At 64.5% G+C, this 17,556-nt stretch carries 21 protein-coding genes; 10 read left to right on the top strand and 11 right to left on the bottom strand.

Annotation, left to right across the window (positions count from 1 at the left end; translation table 11 throughout):
- The first annotated feature begins 182 nt into the window (after positions 1 to 182).
- From BMI86_RS12135 to BMI86_RS12115, 5 genes are read left to right on the top strand one after another with little or no spacing between them, the layout of a single operon-like run.
- Positions 183 to 794 (top strand): transglycosylase SLT domain-containing protein, encoded by a 612-nt coding sequence (locus tag BMI86_RS12135; RefSeq protein ID WP_246831702.1) that lies wholly within the window; start codon positions 183 to 185, stop codon positions 792 to 794.
- Positions 794 to 2,878 (top strand): flagellar biosynthesis protein FlhA, encoded by a 2,085-nt coding sequence (gene flhA / locus BMI86_RS12130; protein WP_078541628.1) that lies wholly within the window; start codon positions 794 to 796, stop codon positions 2,876 to 2,878. Before BMI86_RS12135 ends, flhA begins: the two co-directional genes overlap by 1 nt.
- Complete coding sequence (locus tag BMI86_RS12125; protein ID WP_078541627.1) at positions 2,875 to 3,663, top strand: flagellar biosynthetic protein FliR; 789 nt, start codon at positions 2,875 to 2,877, stop codon at positions 3,661 to 3,663. The genes flhA and BMI86_RS12125 overlap by 4 nt, the downstream gene beginning before the upstream one ends.
- A complete protein-coding gene (locus BMI86_RS12120; RefSeq protein ID WP_078541626.1) occupies positions 3,660 to 4,751 on the top strand; it encodes a flagellar type III secretion system protein FlhB in 1,092 nt (363 codons plus the stop codon). Before BMI86_RS12125 ends, BMI86_RS12120 begins: the two co-directional genes overlap by 4 nt.
- Positions 4,739 to 5,107 carry a hypothetical protein gene (locus BMI86_RS12115; RefSeq protein ID WP_078541625.1) on the top strand — a complete coding sequence of 123 codons (369 nt, stop codon included), beginning with the start codon at positions 4,739 to 4,741 and terminating at the stop codon, positions 5,105 to 5,107. Before BMI86_RS12120 ends, BMI86_RS12115 begins: the two co-directional genes overlap by 13 nt.
- 42 nt (positions 5,108 to 5,149) lie before the next feature.
- Here the strand turns inward: BMI86_RS12115 and BMI86_RS12110 are convergent, their stop codons facing one another.
- From BMI86_RS12110 to BMI86_RS12070, 9 genes are read right to left on the bottom strand one after another with little or no spacing between them, the layout of a single operon-like run.
- Positions 5,150 to 5,680: a flagellar basal body-associated FliL family protein gene (locus BMI86_RS12110; protein WP_078541624.1), complete on the bottom strand. Its 531-nt coding sequence runs from the start codon at positions 5,678 to 5,680 to the stop codon at positions 5,150 to 5,152.
- Between the two features lie 9 nt (positions 5,681 to 5,689).
- Positions 5,690 to 6,415 (bottom strand): flagellar basal body L-ring protein FlgH, encoded by a 726-nt coding sequence (gene flgH / locus BMI86_RS12105; RefSeq protein WP_078541761.1) that lies wholly within the window; start codon positions 6,413 to 6,415, stop codon positions 5,690 to 5,692.
- 10 nt (positions 6,416 to 6,425) lie between these two features.
- Positions 6,426 to 6,851 carry a flagellar basal body P-ring formation chaperone FlgA gene (flgA, locus tag BMI86_RS12100; protein WP_078541623.1) on the bottom strand — a complete coding sequence of 142 codons (426 nt, stop codon included), beginning with the start codon at positions 6,849 to 6,851 and terminating at the stop codon, positions 6,426 to 6,428.
- The gene (gene flgG / locus BMI86_RS12095; RefSeq protein WP_078541622.1) at positions 6,851 to 7,636 is read right to left on the bottom strand and encodes a flagellar basal-body rod protein FlgG; all 786 of its coding nucleotides are present in this window, start codon (positions 7,634 to 7,636) and stop codon (positions 6,851 to 6,853) included. The genes flgA and flgG overlap by 1 nt, the downstream gene beginning before the upstream one ends.
- 15 nt (positions 7,637 to 7,651) lie before the next feature.
- Positions 7,652 to 8,368, bottom strand: coding sequence for a flagellar hook-basal body complex protein (locus BMI86_RS12090; RefSeq protein WP_078541621.1), 717 nt, complete (start codon positions 8,366 to 8,368; stop codon positions 7,652 to 7,654).
- Between the two features lies 1 nt (position 8,369).
- Complete coding sequence (locus BMI86_RS12085) at positions 8,370 to 8,636, bottom strand: flagellar biosynthetic protein FliQ (protein ID WP_078522260.1); 267 nt, start codon at positions 8,634 to 8,636, stop codon at positions 8,370 to 8,372.
- The gene (gene fliE, locus BMI86_RS12080) at positions 8,636 to 8,926 is read right to left on the bottom strand and encodes a flagellar hook-basal body complex protein FliE (protein ID WP_078541620.1); all 291 of its coding nucleotides are present in this window, start codon (positions 8,924 to 8,926) and stop codon (positions 8,636 to 8,638) included. The genes BMI86_RS12085 and fliE overlap by 1 nt, the downstream gene beginning before the upstream one ends.
- Positions 8,927 to 8,944: 18 nt before the next feature.
- Positions 8,945 to 9,337, bottom strand: coding sequence for a flagellar basal body rod protein FlgC (gene flgC, locus BMI86_RS12075; RefSeq protein ID WP_078541619.1), 393 nt, complete (start codon positions 9,335 to 9,337; stop codon positions 8,945 to 8,947).
- Between the two features lie 2 nt (positions 9,338 to 9,339).
- Positions 9,340 to 9,726 carry a FlgB family protein gene (locus BMI86_RS12070; protein ID WP_078541618.1) on the bottom strand — a complete coding sequence of 129 codons (387 nt, stop codon included), beginning with the start codon at positions 9,724 to 9,726 and terminating at the stop codon, positions 9,340 to 9,342.
- A gap of 80 nt (positions 9,727 to 9,806) precedes the next feature.
- Here BMI86_RS12070 and BMI86_RS12065 point away from each other — a divergent pair, with 80 nt between their 5' ends.
- Positions 9,807 to 11,132, top strand: coding sequence for a FliI/YscN family ATPase (locus BMI86_RS12065; RefSeq protein WP_078541617.1), 1,326 nt, complete (start codon positions 9,807 to 9,809; stop codon positions 11,130 to 11,132).
- A 3-nt stretch (positions 11,133 to 11,135) separates the two neighbouring features.
- Here BMI86_RS12065 and BMI86_RS12060 read toward each other — a convergent pair whose 3' ends face one another.
- Complete coding sequence (locus BMI86_RS12060) at positions 11,136 to 11,894, bottom strand: TSUP family transporter (protein ID WP_078541616.1); 759 nt, start codon at positions 11,892 to 11,894, stop codon at positions 11,136 to 11,138.
- Positions 11,895 to 12,062: 168 nt separating this feature from the next.
- On the opposite strand from BMI86_RS12060, the gene BMI86_RS12055 reads away from it, so the two are divergent.
- From BMI86_RS12055 to BMI86_RS12040, 4 genes are all read left to right on the top strand, one after another.
- Positions 12,063 to 12,956, top strand: a complete 894-nt coding sequence (locus BMI86_RS12055) for a type II CAAX endopeptidase family protein (protein ID WP_078541615.1) — start codon at positions 12,063 to 12,065, stop codon at positions 12,954 to 12,956.
- Positions 12,957 to 13,022: 66 nt separating this feature from the next.
- Positions 13,023 to 13,967 (top strand): acetyl-CoA carboxylase, carboxyltransferase subunit beta, encoded by a 945-nt coding sequence (gene accD, locus BMI86_RS12050; protein WP_078522256.1) that lies wholly within the window; start codon positions 13,023 to 13,025, stop codon positions 13,965 to 13,967.
- 91 nt (positions 13,968 to 14,058) lie between these two features.
- Complete coding sequence (locus tag BMI86_RS12045; protein ID WP_078541614.1) at positions 14,059 to 15,330, top strand: folylpolyglutamate synthase/dihydrofolate synthase family protein; 1,272 nt, start codon at positions 14,059 to 14,061, stop codon at positions 15,328 to 15,330.
- A gap of 92 nt (positions 15,331 to 15,422) precedes the next feature.
- Entirely contained in the window at positions 15,423 to 16,445 is a 1,023-nt protein-coding gene (locus BMI86_RS12040) for an LLM class flavin-dependent oxidoreductase (protein ID WP_078541613.1), read from the top strand.
- Here the strand turns inward: BMI86_RS12040 and zapE are convergent.
- Positions 16,442 to 17,533 carry a cell division protein ZapE gene (gene zapE, locus BMI86_RS12035; protein ID WP_078541760.1) on the bottom strand — a complete coding sequence of 364 codons (1,092 nt, stop codon included), beginning with the start codon at positions 17,531 to 17,533 and terminating at the stop codon, positions 16,442 to 16,444. The two genes, BMI86_RS12040 and zapE, sit on opposite strands and share 4 nt — an antisense overlap.
- Positions 17,534 to 17,556 lie beyond the last annotated feature (23 nt).

Genomic DNA, 17,556 nt, shown 5'->3' with positions numbered 1-17,556 from the left:
CCGCTAGGTCTGGGTTTGCAAGAATTGCACTGCAAAGGGAAAATCCCATGCCTTGGTTTCGGCGGGCTCTGTATGTCCTCTGTCTAACCCTCGTTCCGCTATCCGCGGCGGGGCAACCCCAGCTATGCGAGGCCGCCGCGAAGCAAGCCTCGCGCGAAAGCGGCGTTCCTTATGCGGTGCTCATGGCGATCTCGCTAAATGAGACCGGACGCAAAGGCGCGGGTGGCTTCGAGCCGTGGCCGTGGACCGTGAATATGGAAGGCGCTGGGCATTGGTTCGACAACCGGGACTTGGCGCTCGCTTACGTTTTCAAGGAATTCAAACGCGGCGCGCGAAGCTTCGACGTCGGATGTTTCCAGATCAATTTCAAATGGCACGGGCAGCATTTTTCATCGATCGAAGACATGTTCGACCCGTTGGAAAACGCCCGATATGCGGCGCAATTTCTGAAATCGCTCTATGCAGAAAGCGGCGACTGGAAGACGGCGGCGGGCGCCTATCACTCGCGCACGCCCGAGCATGCGAACAGCTATTCGACACGCTTTGCCCGATTTTACGCGAAACTCGAAGGCAGAAGCGGCCCGAAAGACGTGATGACCACTTCCGCCGCCGCGGCCAGTCCATTGCCTGATATTCCCGACATCGTGCTGGCACAAAGCGCGTCCCAAGCACAACGCCGAGGGAACCGCTATCCACTCCTGCTCAGGTCGAAAGACGCAGAGCCACCCCGGCCGGGCGGTGCCCCCGGCGCCTCCCTCTTCGCGCGTGCCGCGCGGAAAGCGCGAGGGATGTGATGGCGACCCCGCTCGTGCAACGCGCGTTTCAGCCAACGATCCTTCTGGCGCTCGCGCTGATGGCGGTCATCGCGATGATGATCCTTCCGGTGCCCTCCTGGATTCTCGACATCGGTCTCGCCACCTCTTTCGCCCTCGCGATCCTGATCTTCACCGTCACCCTCTTCATCGAACGTCCGCTCGATTTCTCCGCCTTTCCCACCATTCTCCTTGCGACGCTCATGCTGCGGCTGTCGCTCAACGTCACCTCGACGAAACTCATCATCGGAAACGGACACACTGGCACGGGTGCGGCGGGCGGCGTTATCGAAGGGTTCGCGAATTTCATCATGAGCGGCTCGGTCCTGATCGGGCTGGTCGTGTTCTGCGTGATCCTGATCGTGAATTTCATCGTGATCACCAAAGGCGCGGGGCGCATGGCTGAGGTCGGCGCGCGCTTCGCGCTCGACGCGATGCCGGGTAAGCAGCTCGCGATCGACAGCGACATGAATGCGGGCGCGATCGACCATGCCGAAGCGCGAGAGCGGCGCGAACGCGAGCAGGCGGAAACCACCTTTTTCGGCTCGCTCGACGGGGCATCCAAATTCGTCAAAGGAGACGCGGTCGCAGGGCTATTAATCACGATGCTCAACCTCGTGGTCGGGCTGCTTATCGGCACCGTCGTGCATGGAATGCCGCTCGATCGCGCGCTTGAGACCTATGCGATCCTCACGGTCGGCGACGGCCTCGTCAGCCAGATACCGGCGGTCATCATCTCGATCGCAGCGGCCATCTTGCTGTCGCGCGGAGGGGCGAAAGGCTCCACCGATCTGGAGTTGTTCCGCCAGCTTGGTAAATATCCGGCCGCCCTGACAACCGTTGCGGTCTTGATGGCGCTTTTCGGTCTCGTGCCGGGCCTCCCCTTCGTGCCTTTCACCGCGGGGGCCGTCATCCTCGGCACGGCAGCCTATATGCTGCGGCGCGCGGAGCGGGCGCGTGCGCGGCGCGAGGCGATGAAAATGCCCGCGCCGGAGACCGGGCCGAAGCAGAAATCCATGGGTGACGTACTCGACATCGACGATATCCATGTCGAATTCGCCCCGGATCTGGTCAAGATGGCGCTCGATCCGGCGACGGGTCTGGACGCGCGCATCTCCAACATGCGCAATCACGTCGCGGCGAATTTCGGATTGATCCTCCCGGAAATTCGCCTGACCGACGACGCAACCTTGCCGCCCGGTCATTACCGCATCCGCGTTCAGGGTGTGGAGCAGGCGCGCGATCGGCTGATGCCGGAGCATGTTCTTGCGCTGATCGCGGACAATCGCGATTTTCTGCCCGACGGCGAGGAGGTCCGCGAACCGGTGTTCCACGCGCCCGCGCTTTGGGTGCCCGCCCATCAGCAGGAAGACGCGGCGCTCGCCGGCTCGACGGTGGTCGGGCCGACGGAGGTGCTCGCGACGCATCTTCTCGAAGTGATCAAGGCGAACTTCTCGCGGCTGATGACGTTGCGGGCGCTGCGGCGGCTGCTCGACGAAGTCGCGAACCTCTCCGATCCGACACGCGCGCAGGCCAATCGACGCGTTCTCGACGAGCTCATTCCCGACAAGGTGCCGGTCGATCTGCTGCTTTCGGTGTTAAGGCTACTGCTCGATGAACGAGTCTCGATCCGCAACCTTCTGCTGATCGTCGAGGCGATCTCGGAGGCGCGTCACCTGCAAAGCCCCGAGCAGATCTGCGAACATGTGCGGCAGCGCCTCGGCTTCCAGCTCGTTGCCGATCTGCGTCGCGAGGACGGCACGATTCCCCTGATCCAACTGGCGCCCGATTGGGAGGAACGCTTCGGAAAATACACGATCGGGGGTGAGGCGGGCAGTGATGTCGCCTTGCCACCTGACCTGTTCAACAAGCTGGCGGCGAATATCGCCGAGAAACTCGCCGGGGCGGCCCAAGCAGGGACGTTCCCGGCACTGGTCTCTTCAGGGCGCAGGCGGCGGTTTTTGCGTACGGTCATCAATGCGAAAGGGCTGAACGCGCCGGTCCTGAGCTACGAAGAAATCGGCCTGGAGGCGCGGCCCGCGATGGTCGGACAGGTCCCCGCATGAGCCCGTCGCTTCTCGATCTGCTCAGCGAGATCCTGCAACAAGCACGAAGCTTTTTGTTCATAGGTTTCATTGTCTTGCTGCGGGTGGGCGGGATTGTCGCCATGGCCCCGGGCTTTGGCGAGACGAGCCTACCGGCGCGGATCAAGACGGGGGTCGCCCTCGCGATAACCCTGGTGACGATTCCGGCCCTCGCACCGACACTCGCCAGTTTCGACCAAGGGACGGTTCTGCCGCTCTGGCTGGCGTCGGAAATCGCGATCGGCCTCTTTCTTGGCTTCGGATTGCGCACCTTTGTCTTCGCTCTGCAAATCGCAGGCACAATGGCGGCGCAGTCGAGTTCCCTCTCCCAGCTGCTCGGCGGAATGGGCGGGGAACCGCAACCCGCGATCGGAAATGTCCTGCTGATCGCCGGGATCGCGGTGCTGATGAGCCTCGGGTTTCACGTCCAGCTCATCGAGTTTCTGCTCGGCACCTATCAGGTGTTACCGGTGGGCGAATGGCCCGATCCGGATGCGCTGCGGCGCTGGGGCGTCTCGGGTGTCGCGCAAGCGTTTTCGCTCGCCTTCAAGCTCGCCGCCCCCTTCGCGGTCACCGGGCTGATCTACAACGTCGCTCTTGGCGCAATTAACCGTGCCATGCCGCAGCTCATGGTCGCGTTCGTCGGCGCCCCGGCGCTCACGGCAGGCGGTCTGATCCTGCTTGCCCTCTGCGCGCCCACTGCCATCGCGATCTGGCGCGAGGCGGTCATGGCCTTCCTCGGCAACCCGTTCGGAACGGTGCGATGAGCGAAGACGAAGCCGGCGAAAAAGAATTCGATCCAACCCCGCAGAAGTTGGAGGAAGCACGGCGCAAGGGCGATCTGGTGCGCTCGACCGAGATTTCCGTGGCCGCCGTCTATGGCAGCTTTCTTGCGACGCTGCTCGGCCTTGGCATCTACAGCGTGACGCGGTTCGGCAGTGGGGCGATGGCGATGCTGGATCGCGCCGATGAGATGGCCGCGCAGTTTCTTGGTGGCGGGACGGCCCTGGGCGGACGGATCATCGGCACGCTGCTCCTGCCGCTCGCGCCGTTTTTCGTGGTGCCGATGATCGCCGCGCTCGTCGCCTACTGGGCACAACGCGCGATCGTGGTCGCGCCCGACAAGATCCAGCCAAAGCTCAGCCGAATCAATCCGCTGAAGAATGCTGCGCAGAAATTCGGACGCAGCGGGCTGTTCGAATTCGCCAAGAGCGCGACGAAACTCGCAGTGATCGCGACGATTCTTTTCATTTACCTCAGGGCGCGCGCCGATCTGATTTTGCTCACGCAGCGTCTCGAACCGGTGCAGATCGTGGGATTGCTGTTTCGGATGATCGCCGAGTTTCTGATGATCGTCACTGCCCTCGCCGCCACGATGGGCGCGATCGACTATCTTTGGCAGCGGTCCGAATTCCTGCGCCGCAACCGGATGACGCGCAAGGAATTGACCGACGAAATGAAGCAAACCGAAGGCGATCCTCATCTGAAGGCACAGCGACGTCAGAAGGGGATGGAGCTTGCGATGCGGCAATCGGTTCCCGACACCGCCAAGGCCGATGTCGTGATCGTCAACCCAACCCATTACGCGGTCGCGCTGAAATGGGATCGCGCCTCGGGTCGTGCACCGGTCTGCCTGTCGAAAGGGGTCGATGCGATCGCGGCGCGGATCCGCGAGATCGCGGCGGAAAATGCGGTGCCCGTGCATTCGGACCCGCCGACCGCGCGGGCGCTGTTCGCAGCGATCGAGATTGGCGAAGAAATCCGGCCGGAGCATTACAAACCCGTCGCCGCCGCAATCCGCTTTGCGGAGAAGATGCGCAAGGCGGCCCGCGGAGGTGCGGCATGGCGCAAATGAGCAAATTGCAGGTAAAGCGGCTGGCGGCGCTCGCCCGATTGACCCGTATGCAGCGGGAGGCGGAGTTGGCTGCACTCGCACGGCTGAACGCCCGGGCACGCGCGCTCGATGCGCGAATTGCCAGCCTTCAGGCGGAGGAACGGTCGACCCGGGAGACGCTCGCGCAGGAACCAGCCTCCGGGCAGAACACCCTCGCCTATCTGCGCTACCTGTCGCTGGAAGACACGCGGCTACGCGCCGCGCGGACGGATCTCGACCCCGCGCTTGCTGCGCAGCATGGCGCAACCGCGCGCGCGGTGGGCCGCCATGACGTTGTCACGAAACTTGGTCACCCGAAACGAGGCGCGCCGCGCTGAGGCGCGGGATCTCTCGTCTGTCGCAGATATCGCGGATCTGACCTAGCTGTCCTGACGCACGATATCGGAGACCAGAACCGCAAGGACACCGGGACCGAGAATGCTACGCGCGGTCTCAGTCAGGGCACGACGCAGGCGCGACATGTTCGCGGAATCCGTGAACAGGCCCTGAAATCCCCCCGTATTCGCATGATCGAACAGCACCTGCAGGAACGCATCGCGCAGTTTCGGCTCGGCGCGATAGACGGCCTCGGTCTCACCGACCTTCACCTCGAGGCTGAGCGACAGGATGACCATGCCGGAGATGCGCGACTCGGTTACCAGCGGCACGATGAACTGGTTGTTGAGCTTGACGAATTCGGAGGTGACATCGCCCTCGGCCCCAGGGTCGGCAGCGGCCGGGGCCCCATGAGCCTCTGGTGCGGCGCCGTGATCTCCTGCTGCCGCCTCCGCAGCGGCCGGGTCGGTGGGTTGTTCTGCGGGCGGTGGGGCGGGACGCAGGAAATATCCTGCCGCGCCGCCGCCGGCGAGGCCGATCAGACCGAGGAGAAGCGGGAGGAGTTTACCAAGCATTGCGGAACCTCAGAAGGGCAGGAGAATATCGGCGATCTGCTGGCCGTAGCGCGGTTGCTGCACATCGGTGATCTGCCCGCGCCCGCCATAGGAAATCCGCGCGCCAGCGATCTTGTCATAGGTGATCTCGTTCTGGCGGCTCACATCGGCGGGGCGCACGAAACCGGTGACGATCAGCTCGCGCACCTCGAAATTCACCCGCACCTCCTGGCTGCCCTGAATGCGCAACACGCCATTCGGGAGCGTCTCGATGATCGTTGCGGCCACGCGCAGGGTCAGTTTCTCGTTGCGCGATACCTGCCCGTCGCCGGAATAGGTCGAATTCGAATTGGTCGAGACGGCGTCGGCCATGCTCGCCCCGGCGGGCAGGCGCTTGTCGATCCGCTGCGGAATGCCGAGCATCGAGGTCACTCCCATCGTGTCGGACCCGCTGCGCGAGCGACCCGTCGAATTCGAGATTTCGGCCTTATCGTTAATCTCAATCACGACGGTGAGGATATCGCCGCGTTTGGCGGCGCGTGGGTCGCCCAACAGGGAATTGCGCGCACCGGACCAAAGAGAGGCTTCTTGTTCAGGGCTGCGCGACTCTGTCGTGACGGGCAGCGGCGAGGAGGCCATGGCGTAGAACTCGTTGCCGCCTTCGACCGGCGTAAATCCGGGCGCCTTACCGACCTGCTCGAGCCGCCCGCAGGCGATGAGCGTGATCGACAAAAGCAACAGGGCAGGAGATTTCATCGCAAATTCCTCATGGGGCAACATGGGCAGTTCCGTCAGCGCCAAGCGTCGCGGAGACCACGGTTTTCGAAGCGGCGTTCATCACGCGGATCGTCTCTCCGATGCCGGCCCGATCGAGCGCGCGGCCTTCGGTTCGGATCTCCAGCGAGCCGCGGCGGAACAGGAGCGGGATGATCTGATTGCGCTCTACAATGGCGGGCTGCCCCAGATCGCGGGCTCGGATCGGGCGACCGGCATAGATCACCCCGCGCGTCTCGAGGCCGATCGCTTCCTCCGGCTCGGTCAACGCCCCGACCACCTCGCCCGGTTGCAGCCCGACATCTGCGGGAGCGACGATCGTCCGGGCGCGCATGGTGTGCAGCGCGACAAGCGTGTCCGCCAAGGCCTCGCCCGGAAGAAGACCGGATGCCGCAATCAGGATCGCCCGTCCCAGCATCAGCGCACCTGCGTCGTCGCGCCAAGCATCTGATCGGCGGCGGAAATGACCTTCGCGTTCAGCTCGTAGCCGCGCTGCGCCTTGATCAGCTCGGTGATCTCGCGCACCGGATCGACCGAGCTCTCCTCCAGATAGCCCTGCCGCAGCGTGCCCAACTCATCCGCGCCGGGCGTATTCACATTGGGCGGACCGGAGGCGCCGGTTTCGAGAAACAGGTTCGAGCCGATCGCCTCCAGCCCCTTCTGGTTCGAGAAATTCGCCAAGGTGAACTGCCCCAGAAGCTGCGGCGCGACCTGATCGGCGAAATAGGCATAGACCTCGCCCTCCGCGTTGATCGCAACGGCGCGCGCGTCGTTCGGAATGGTCATATCGGGCACGACCGGATAGCCGTCCGACGTCACGATCTGTCCGGTGCCGTTGCGCTTGAGCCCGCCATCGCGCGTGTAGGCGGAGATGCCAGAGGGCAGCGTCACCTCGAGATAGCCATTGCCGTCGATAGCGACGTCCAGATCGCCGCCCGTCGCGCTGAGCGAGCCTTGCGCGATGTTGACCGTCACGGCAGTCGGGCGCACGCCAAGGCCAAGCTGCACCCCGGCGGGGATGGTCGTCCCGTCGGTCGCGTTGATCGTGCCGGGGCGAGTCATCTGCTGGTAATGCAGATCAGCAAACTCGGCGCGGCGCGCGTTATAGCCAGTGGTCGACATGTTCGCGAGGTTGTTGGAAATCACCTCGACGCGCATCTGCTGCGCGCTCATGCCGGTGGCTGCGATCTGAAGAGCTCTCATGTCATGGGCCTCCTGTTATCGGGCGAGCGTCTGGATGACGCCGCGGATTCGTTCGTCTTCGCGTTCGAGAAAGGCCTGGCCCATCTCGTAGGCGCGCTGGACCTCGATCATGCGCGCGATCTCGGTGATCGGATCGACGTTGCTGTCTTCGAGGAACCCCTGCATCAGAACCGCGCCCTCCACCGGTTCGGCCCCGGCCTCTGCGGTGAAGCGAGTGCCGCCGACATGACGCAATTCATTGGGATCGGTAGGAAGGTAGACGCCGACCTGCGTGATCGGCTGGCCCTTGTCGGAGAGCGTGCCATCGGCGGCGAGCGCGACCGAAGTCGCCCCCGAGGGGATCGCAACAGGGGTGCCGCCGGAATCGAGCAGCCGGAACCCGTCGGGCGTGAGCAACTCACCTTCAGCCGATGGGATGAAACTGCCAGCCCGCGTGAGCTGATTGCCCTGCGGGGTCTCGATCATGAAGAACCCCTCGCCCTCGATCGCGAAATCGAAGGTGCCGCCTGTCTGGGTCAGCCCGCCTTGGCTTCGATCGATCAGACGACCATGCGCCCGCGCCATCGACAGCGAGGGTTCGTTGCCTTGAAGCCCCGAGAGATATTCGGAGAAGATCACGCCCTCGCGCCGAAAGCCGGTGGTCGAGACATTCGCGATATTGTTCGCAACGATCCGCATTTCGCGCATCAGGCCGGATTGCCGCGTGAGGGTGGTATAGATTGCGTTATCCATCTTAGCCCCCGGCGACGATCGGCAGGATGGTGCGGGTGAAGAACTCCACCAGTTTTTCCGACATGAAGCTCATCGACACCCAGAACACGACGAGCATCGCGCCCACTTTGGGCACGAAGGTCAGCGTCATTTCCTGCACCGAGGTCAGCGCCTGAAAGAGACCGATCGTGACCCCGGCGACCAGCGCGACCGACAGAAGCGGCGCCGCGATCAGCACGGCGATCCACAAGCCCTGCCGGAGCGTGTCGAAGAAAATCGCGTCCTGCATCAGACCGGCATCCTGAGAATTTCCTGATAGGCCTCGACGACCTTGTTGCGGACGGTCACCGCCGTTTCGATCGCGAGTTCCGTCTGGGCGAGCGCCTGCACCAGCGCATGCGGATCGGCCTGTCCCGCCATCGCGGCTTTGGCAGTGTCTTCGCCCGCCTTGACCGCATCGACGAATGAATTCGCCGCCTGTTCGACAAGGGAGCCCGGCCCGGAACCGCCCGCTTCCGGCGGGACAGCAGCCCGGGCCTGGGCGTAGCTTTGCGTTGCAAGGGAGGTGTTAAAATCCATTCTAGATCTCCTCAGTCCTTAGCGGCGAAGCAGTTCGAGCAGGGAGGCCGACATTTGCCGGGCCTGATCGAACATGCGCAAATTCGCCTCGTAGCTGCGCTGCGCTTCGCGCGCGTCAGCGATTTCGACCACCAGATCGACATTCGAGCCGTCGTAGTAGCCGTTCTCGTCGGCCATCGGATGGCCAGGTTCGTAGATTTGGGTGAGTTCGGATCGGTCGAGCTGCACCGGGCCAAGGGTGACCTCTCCGGTCGGGGCGCCATCTGAGACGACCTTCTCGAAGCCCGCGATCTTGCGGTGATATCCGGGCGTATCGGCATTCGCGATGTTCTCGGAACTGTGCCGAAGCCGCATCGCCTGCGCCTTCATACCCGAGGCGGACAGCGCCATGGATTGGGTGAAATCGCTCATCTTCAGCCCCTCCCGAGCGAACTGCGCAGGATGTTGAGCGAGGAGCGGTAGATCGCGAGCGACAGGTCATGCTCGCGTTTCACCTCGACCGAGCGGACCATCTCTTCTTCGAGCGAGACCGAATTGCCGTCGGGCGAGGTGACTCCGGGGGAGGCGATCACCTCGGGCGCGGTGGTGATCGTCGCCGAAGCGTCGATGTGACCGGACCGCGTCGCCCTCAGAGCACCGCGCCCCTCGTTGCGATACAGGTCTTCGAAAGCCGGCAGGTCACGCGCCGCATAGCCGGGCGTGTCCGCATTGGCGATATTCTCCGCAACCGCGTTCTGGCGGGCTGCGGCGTGGGTGGCCATCGCACTGGCCATTTTCATGATCTCAATCTTCTCGAACATCGGGGCTTCTCCTCCGAGCTATCAACCAAGCTTTAAGAGCGAATCGTTTAGAAAACGTTTCGAGAACATCGGAGGCCAGAATGGCATTTGCGGGATTCGACCTGTTGCGCGCCGAAATGCGCGGTATCGCCAGCGCACATGCGGTCGGGCGCGTGCGCGAGGTGCGGCGCGGGATGATCGAGGTCAGCGGTCTGGCCCGTTCGGCGGCCCTTGGCGACCGCGCGACGATTCGCTGCCAAAGCGGGCGCGAAATCGGCGCAGAGGTGCTGTCGCTGACGCGCGGGGCGGTCACGGTGCTGCCCGACGGAGCCGCCGATGGCGTGGCGATCGACGACGAGGTGGAGCTGCTCGGTCAGGGCGGGATCGCCCCGCATGACAGCTGGGTCGGGAGGATCATCGACCCGTTCGGAAAGCCGCTCGACGGGCAACCACTGATCCATGGCGCGCGCGAACGCGATCTGCGCGCAAGCCCGCCTCCTGCCGCCCAACGAAAGCGGTTGGGCGGCCGGTTGGAGACGTCACTTGCCGCCTTCGACACGATGTTGCCACTGGTCCAAGGCCAAAGGGTCGGCCTTTTCGCGGGATCGGGCGTCGGGAAATCCTCGCTATTGGCGAGTTTCGCGCGCGGGGTCTCTGCCGATATCGTCGTCATCGCGCTGATCGGCGAACGCGGCCGGGAATTGCGGGAATTCGTCGAAAAGACCCTTGGCCCGGAGGGTATGGCCCGCGCGGTGATCGTCGCCGCAACCTCGGATCAATCGCCGCTGGTGCGCCGCCGCTGCGCCTGGACTGCGATGGCCGTGGCCGAGCATTTCCGCGATGCGGGCCAGCACGTGCTGTTCCTCGCAGACTCGATCACGCGCTTCGCCGAAGCCCATCGTGAGGTCGCTTTGGCCGGGGGCGAGCCCGCCTCGCTGCGCGGCTATCCGCCCTCGACCTCCTATCAGATCATGGCCTTGGGAGAGCGCGCGGGTCCCGGCGCCGAAGGTCAGGGCGACATCACCGGCGTTTTCTCGGTTCTGGTGGCCGGTTCCGATATGGACGAGCCGATCGCCGATATCCTGCGCGGCGTGCTCGACGGGCATGTGGTGCTGGAGCGCGAGATTGCGGAGCGGGGGCGCTTCCCGGCGATCAATATGCTGCGCTCGGTCTCGCGCTCGCTGCCCGACGCGGCGGATCCCGAGGAAAACCGGCTGATCGGCAAGGCGCGCAGCCTGCTTGGCGCCTATGACCGGGCCGAGATGATGATTCAGGCGGGGCTATATGCGGAAGGCTCGGACCCGCGCATCGACGCGGCGATCAAGGTCTGGCCCGAGCTGGATGCCTTCATCGCCGAACCCGCCCCCGACGGTATCTCGGGCAGTTTCGCGCGGCTGCGCACGATCCTGTCGCAGGTGCCGGGATAGGGTCTAGATCAGGTCCCAAAGCAGCTTCGCGGCCAGCAGCGTCGAGGTCGTCACCAGCAACGGCTTGATCAGCCGCGCACCGACCCGCATCGCAAGCCGCGAGCCCAGCCGCGCCCCGGCGATCTGCGCCAGCCCCATCGCGATGCCGAGCACCCAGAGCGGCGAGCCGACCAGCAGGAACCCCGTCAGCCCCCCGATATTCGACGAGAAGTTCAGCAGTTTCGTATGCGCCGTCGCCTTGAGCACGCCGTAACCCGCCAGCGTCACGAAACCGATCATGAAGAACGACCCCGTCCCCGGCCCGATCAGCCCGTCGTAAAAGCCGATCACCGGTACGAAGGCGGCGGTGAACAAGCCGGGCCGAATGCGCTGCACCCGATCCGTGTCATCCAAACCGGGCCGCAAGGCGAAAAACGCGGCGATCGCGACGAGGATGAACGGCAGGGCGATCTCGATCTTGTCGGTCGGGATGCGTGACACGAGAAGCGCCCCCGCCAGCCCGCCAAGGAACCCGATCACCGCGGCCAGTAGCTGTTTTCGCAGCACCACATGGCCCGAGGCCGCATAGGAAATCGCCGCGGTCGCTGCCCCGAACGTGCCTTGAATCTTGTTCGTCGCCAGCGACTGAACCGGTGGCACGCCCGCCAGCAAAAGCGCCGGCACCGTGATCAGCCCGCCGCCGCCCGCGATGGAATCGACCACCCCCGCAGCGAAGGCCGCGCCGATCAGCATCACCACCAGATCGAGAGGAAGTTCAAACATTTGCACCCCGGTCAGAAGACAGCCGCCTCTTGTCCTGCCCGCGCCGCGAAAAGTAAAGCCGTTGCCTCACCGGGGCCGCAGCCGCTATCACCGAAGCGCAACCTTGCGGAAGACCCAGATGATCCAATCGCCCCTTGCAGCCGCCCCGCTCTTTGCGAGCCCCGCCCGGTGATCGCGCGCTCGAACCGATATGCGCCGCTCGAGGCGTTCGCGGCCCCCGCGAAGCCCTATGCGCAGATCTGGCGCGGGATGCTGGGTCTCGGCGTGATCGTCGCCTTCTACCTGCTCAGCGGCTGGGCGATGATCCTGTTCTTCTCCTCGATGCTCGACGATTTCTCGATGCTTCGGCTGTTTCAGGAAATCGCCCATGGCTCGACCCCGCGCGGCCTCGCCATTTTGCTGGCAAGTTTCGCGCCGCTTCTGATCGCGACTTTCGTCGTCAGCCGCCACCTGCATCACCGCGCGCCCGCAACGCTGTTCGGACGGCGAAGCCTCGCCACCTTCACGAAGGTGCTGCCGACGCTGCTGCTCTTCGCTCTTTTCTCCTTCGGGCTGACCCAGCTCAGCGAGTCCACGGCGCGCTCCAACCCGCTGGTGCATGTGTTGAGCTGGGCGCCGATCGCGCTGCCGCTTCTGGGGGTGCAGATCGCGACCGAAGAAGTTCTGTTTCGCGGCTATCTCCTGCAGCAACTCGCGGCGCGCTGGCGCAGCCCCCTGATCTGGATGGTTCTGCCCTCGGCGCTGTTCGGGGCGCTGCATTATTCGCCCGGCGCGTATGGCAGCAACGCGCTCTGGCCCGCGCTCTGGGCTTTCGGCTTCGGCTGCCTCGCAAGCGACCTGACCGCGCGGACCGGCAATCTCGGCGCAGCCCTCGCGCTGCATTTCGCCAATAATTTCGGCTCGCTCTTCCTCGTGGGCTTCTACGGCCAGCTCGATGGGCTCGCGCTCTACACGATCGTGATCAACACGCGCGACCTGTGGGACCTCTTGCCGTGGCTTCTGCTGGACATGCTGCACCTGCTGATCGCGTGGTTGTTGATCCGCCTCACCTTCCGCGTCTGATTGCAATTCGTGCAGGGGCGGCGTATTTCAAGCCAAACCGACCCGCCCCAGCGAGAGGCTCATACGATGAACTGGATCACCAATTACGTCCGTCCTCGGATTAACTCGCTGTTTTCGCGCCGCGAAGTGCCCGAGAACCTTTGGACGAAATGTCCCGAATGCGGGACGATGCTGTTCCACCGGGAGCTGTCGGACAATCTCAACGTCTGCACCAATTGCGACCACCACCTCGCAATCACGCCCCGCGTGCGCTTCGAGGCGCTGTTCGACGGCGGCATCTTCTCCGAAGTGAAGGTGCCCGAACCGATCACCGATCCGCTGCATTTCAAGGACCAGAAACGCTATCCGGACCGGATGAAGGCGGCGCAGAAATCGACCGGCGAGAAAGAGGCGATGCTGGTGGCCGAGGGCGAGATCGGCCGCACGCCGATCGTGGCCGCCGCGCAGGACTTCACCTTCATGGGCGGCTCGATGGGCATGTATGTCGGCAACGCGATCATCGCGGCGGCCGAACGCGCGGTGAAGCTCAAGCGTCCGCTGGTGCTGTTCTCGGCGGCTGGCGGCGCACGGATGCAGGAAGGCATCCTGTCGCTGATGCAGATGCCGCGCACCACCGTAGCCGTGCAGATGCTCAAGGAAGCGGGCCTTCCCTATATCGTCGTACTGACCCATCCGACGACGGGCGGCGTGACCGCCTCCTACGCGATGCTGGGCGACGTGCATATCGCAGAGCCCAACGCGCTGATCTGTTTCGCGGGCCCGCGCGTGATCGAACAGACGATCCGCGAGAAGCTGCCCGAGGGCTTCCAGCGCGCCGAATATCTGCTGGATCACGGGATGCTCGACCGCGTGACGCATCGCATGAAGATGCGCGATGAGCTGATCACCATCCTGCGCATGCTGATGAACCTGCCGCCTGCGGTGAAGGGCGATCTGCCTGCGCCGGAGAAGGCGCCCGAGGAAGCGGTCGCCGAGGCGGCTCCCGAGGCCGAGGCGAAGCCCAAGACCTGATCTTCGTATTGGCTGAAATATCCCGGGGGGCGGCATCAGCCGCGGGGGCAGCGCCCCCTCCCCGGTCCGCCATCTAAGGCCGGAGGGGCCAATGACGCAAAGCTCCGATGATATTCTCGACCGCCTGATGGCGCTGCATCCCAAGGTCATCGACCTGTCGCTCGACCGGATGGAGCGGCTGCTGGCCGATCTCGACCATCCCGAGCGCGACCTGCCGCCAGTGATCCATATCGCGGGCACCAATGGCAAGGGCTCGACCCAGGCGATGATCCGGGCCGGGCTGGAGGCAGCGGGCAAGCGCGTCCACGCCTATACTTCGCCGCATCTGGCACGCTTCCACGAACGCATCCGGATCGCCGGATCGCTGATCTCCGAGATCGATCTGGCCGCGCTGCTCGATGAGGTCGAGGCGGCGAATGGCGGCAAGCCGATCACCTTCTTCGAGGTGACGACGGCGGCGGCGCTTCTGGCCTTCGCGCGGACCCCTGCGGATTACACGCTTCTTGAGGTGGGTCTCGGCGGACGACTCGACGCGACCAATGTGGTCGACACACCCGCGCTGAGCATCATCACGCCGGTCTCGATCGACCATCAGCAATTCCTCGGCGAGACGCTGGGCGAGATCGCAGGCGAGAAGGCCGGTATCATCAAGCGCGGCGTGGCCTGCGTGGTCGGACCCCAGCAGGAGGCCGCGCTCGACGTGATCGAGGCGCGGGCGGAAAAGCTCGGCGCGCCGCTTCTGGTGCATGGCCAGCATTGGCAGGTCTGGGAAGAGCGCGACCGGCTGATCTTCCAGGACGAGAACGGGCTTCTCGATCTGCCGCTGCCGAACCTGCCCGGCCCGCATCAGATCGCGAATGCCGGGGCGGCGCTTGCGGCGTTGCGGCATCTGGGCTTTGACGAGGCTGCCTGCGAGGCGGCGGTGACGAAAGCCGAATGGCCCGCGCGGATGCAACGGCTGCGTCACGGTCCGCTGGTAGACGGCGCGCCCGAGGCGGAGGTCTGGCTCGATGGCGGGCATAACCCGGCGGCGGGCGACATGATCGCAAAGACGCTCGGCGCGCTTCCGAAACGTCCGACCCATCTGATCTGCGGCATGCTCAACACCAAGGACGTGACCGGCTATCTGCGCCCGCTGGCGGATCACGCAGCGAGCCTGCTGGCCGTCTCGATCCCCGGCGAGGCGAACACGCTGCCCGCTGAAGACACCGCCGCGGCCGCGCGCGTGGTCGGCATCGAGGCCCGCCCTGCGGCCTCGGTCGGCTCGGCGATCGCGGGGATCGTCGCGATCCATCCCCATGCCCGCATCCTGATCTGCGGCTCGCTCTACCTCGCGGGCCGGGTGCTGCGCGACAACGGCTGAGGCTGCGGTCTCGCACGAGCTCTGTGCGGGGATACCGGTGGCTGACCTGCGCCTGCGCCCCTATCTTCGCGTGAACAGGAAAGGAGGCCACCATGCAGCTTGAGCTTGGGATCGACACGTTCGGCGATGTGACGCGCGGGGAGGATGGCCTGCTGCGCAGCCATGCCGAGGTTATCCGCGACACGTTGGCCGAAGGCGAGCTCGCCGATCAGGTCGGGCTCGACTATATCGGTCTGGGCGAACATCACCGCCCGGATTTCGCGATCTCCTCGACCGAGCCGATCCTCTCGGCGATCCTTGCCCGCACCGAGAAGATCAAGGCGGGCACCTCCGTGACGGTGCTGTCCTCGGACGATCCGATCCGCGTTTTCCAGCGTTTTGCGACGCTGAACGCACTTGCGCCGGGACGGGCCGAGATCACCATCGGGCGCGGCTCTTTCACCGAGAGCTTCCCGCTCTTCGGGCTCGACCTGAACGATTACGAGGCGCTGTTCACCGAGAAGTCGCAGATCCTGCATCTGCTGGCGACGCAGGAGAAGGTCAGCTTCGACGCCCAGATGCGCCCGCCGCTGAAGAACGTCACCGTCTATCCGCGCCCCGAGGAGCCGCTGCAGATCTGGCGCGGGGTCGGCGGGTCGCCGCAATCGGTGGTCGAGACCGCCGCGATGCAGATGGATCTGATGCTGGCGATAATCGGCGGGGATTCGACCCGGTTCAAACCGCATGTCGATCTCTATCACCGCGCGCATGACCAGATGGGCACCAAGCCCGGCAAGATCGGCGTCCACTCGCCCGGCCATATCGCCGAGACCGACGAGATCGCGCAGGAAGAGTTCTACGAAGGCTATGCGCGGATGCATGACATGATCGGGCGCTCGCGCGGCTGGCCGCCCTTCCGGCGCGAGGCCTACCTGTCGGAGATCGAGCATGGCTCGCTTTATGTGGGCAGCCCGGAAACCGTAGCGCGCAAGATCGCGCGGACGGTGAAAGCCTTGGGCCTGTCACGGTTCACGCTGAAATATAGCGGCGGGCCGCAGAACCCCGCGCATCTGCGCAAGACGATCGAGCTTTACGGCACCAAGGTGCGCCCGCTTCTGGCGGAGATGCTGGCTTAAGCTTCAGCCGCCCAGCCGTCTGCCTGCATCTCGCGCAGGCGGCTGGCGGTACGCTCGAATTCGAACGTGCCTTCGCCTTCGACATAAAGCCGCTCGGGCTCGTCTGCAGCCGAGCAGATCAGCCGGACTTTCCCCTCGTAGAGCGAGTCGATGAGCGTGACGAAGCGCTTCGCCTCATTGAAGTTCGAGGCCGAGAGCAGCGGAATATCGTCGAGCAGCAGTACCTTCACCGCATCCGCGATGGCGAGGTAATCCGCCGGACCGAGCGGCTGCGCGCAGAGATCCCAGAAGCTCGCGCGACCGACCCCATTGTGGAAATGCGGGATTTCGACCACGCGGCCTTTCACCGGGATGTCGAGCTTGCCGTGATGATCGCCCCCGGTCAGCTCATCCCAAAGCGCATCCATCTTCGCGCGCGCCTCGCGACCCGCAGGCGTGAAATAGACCTGTTGGCCTGCCAGACGGTTCTGTCGGTAATCGTTTTCGGAGGCCAGTTCGTAGACGTCGAGCTTTTCGCGGATCAGCCCGATGAAGGGCAGGAAAAGCTGGCGGTTAAGCCCGTTCTTGTAGAGGTCCTCGGGCACGCGGTTCGAGGTCGTGACGATGGTCACGCCACGCTCGAACAGCGCCTCGAACAGCCGGCCCACGATCATCGCGTCGGCAATGTCCGTGATCTGCATCTCGTCGAAGCACAGCAGCCGCAGCGAGCCCGCCACCTCTTCGGCCACGGGGCGCATCGCATCGACCGTGTTGGCGCGGCGCGCATCGTCGAGCTTGCCTTGGACTTCCTGCATGAAGGCATGGAAATGCACCCGGCGCTTCGGCACGTCGGTCTGGCCGAAGAACAGGTCCATCAGCATGGATTTCCCGCGCCCGACACCGCCCCAGATATAGAGGCCGCGCACGCCTTCGACCGGCTTGATCTTGCGCTTGAAGAGCCCGCGTTTCACCGGCTCGGGCGCAGGCGCCTCTTCCAGCGCGCGGCGTACGCGCTCCAGTTCGGGCAGAATGGCGCGTTGGGCGGGATCGGGGTTGAGGTCCCCGTTCTCCACCATGGACTCGTAAAACTCGGGCAGACTGCGTTTCATGACGTTCCGATATAGCGCGCTCA

Origin of the sequence: Thioclava sp. DLFJ5-1 (assembly GCF_002020115.1) — a bacterium.
Lineage (GTDB): Bacteria > Pseudomonadota > Alphaproteobacteria > Rhodobacterales > Rhodobacteraceae > Thioclava > Thioclava sediminum.
Note: the sequence above shows the minus strand (reverse complement) of the source record. Positions and strands in the feature narration are given on the sequence as shown.

Coding starts and splice junctions, on each gene's coding strand:
- BMI86_RS12120 (WP_078541626.1), top strand. CDS start 3,660: ATGAGCGAAGACGAAGCCGGCGAAAAAGAATTCGATCCAACCCCGCAG.
- zapE (WP_078541760.1), bottom strand. CDS start 17,533: ATGAAACGCAGTCTGCCCGAGTTTTACGAGTCCATGGTGGAGAACGGG.
- BMI86_RS12090 (WP_078541621.1), bottom strand. CDS start 8,368: ATGGATAACGCAATCTATACCACCCTCACGCGGCAATCCGGCCTGATG.
- BMI86_RS12040 (WP_078541613.1), top strand. CDS start 15,423: ATGCAGCTTGAGCTTGGGATCGACACGTTCGGCGATGTGACGCGCGGG.
- flgA (WP_078541623.1), bottom strand. CDS start 6,851: ATGCTGGGACGGGCGATCCTGATTGCGGCATCCGGTCTTCTTCCGGGC.
- flgH (WP_078541761.1), bottom strand. CDS start 6,415: ATGAAATCTCCTGCCCTGTTGCTTTTGTCGATCACGCTCATCGCCTGC.
- BMI86_RS12065 (WP_078541617.1), top strand. CDS start 9,807: ATGGCATTTGCGGGATTCGACCTGTTGCGCGCCGAAATGCGCGGTATC.
- flgG (WP_078541622.1), bottom strand. CDS start 7,636: ATGAGAGCTCTTCAGATCGCAGCCACCGGCATGAGCGCGCAGCAGATG.
- BMI86_RS12135 (WP_246831702.1), top strand. CDS start 183: ATGGCGATCTCGCTAAATGAGACCGGACGCAAAGGCGCGGGTGGCTTC.
- accD (WP_078522256.1), top strand. CDS start 13,023: ATGAACTGGATCACCAATTACGTCCGTCCTCGGATTAACTCGCTGTTT.
- BMI86_RS12125 (WP_078541627.1), top strand. CDS start 2,875: ATGAGCCCGTCGCTTCTCGATCTGCTCAGCGAGATCCTGCAACAAGCA.
- BMI86_RS12110 (WP_078541624.1), bottom strand. CDS start 5,680: ATGCTTGGTAAACTCCTCCCGCTTCTCCTCGGTCTGATCGGCCTCGCC.
- BMI86_RS12070 (WP_078541618.1), bottom strand. CDS start 9,726: ATGTTCGAGAAGATTGAGATCATGAAAATGGCCAGTGCGATGGCCACC.
- fliE (WP_078541620.1), bottom strand. CDS start 8,926: ATGGATTTTAACACCTCCCTTGCAACGCAAAGCTACGCCCAGGCCCGG.
- BMI86_RS12115 (WP_078541625.1), top strand. CDS start 4,739: ATGGCGCAAATGAGCAAATTGCAGGTAAAGCGGCTGGCGGCGCTCGCC.
- flgC (WP_078541619.1), bottom strand. CDS start 9,337: ATGAGCGATTTCACCCAATCCATGGCGCTGTCCGCCTCGGGTATGAAG.
- BMI86_RS12085 (WP_078522260.1), bottom strand. CDS start 8,636: ATGCAGGACGCGATTTTCTTCGACACGCTCCGGCAGGGCTTGTGGATC.
- BMI86_RS12060 (WP_078541616.1), bottom strand. CDS start 11,894: ATGTTTGAACTTCCTCTCGATCTGGTGGTGATGCTGATCGGCGCGGCC.
- flhA (WP_078541628.1), top strand. CDS start 794: ATGGCGACCCCGCTCGTGCAACGCGCGTTTCAGCCAACGATCCTTCTG.
- BMI86_RS12045 (WP_078541614.1), top strand. CDS start 14,059: ATGACGCAAAGCTCCGATGATATTCTCGACCGCCTGATGGCGCTGCAT.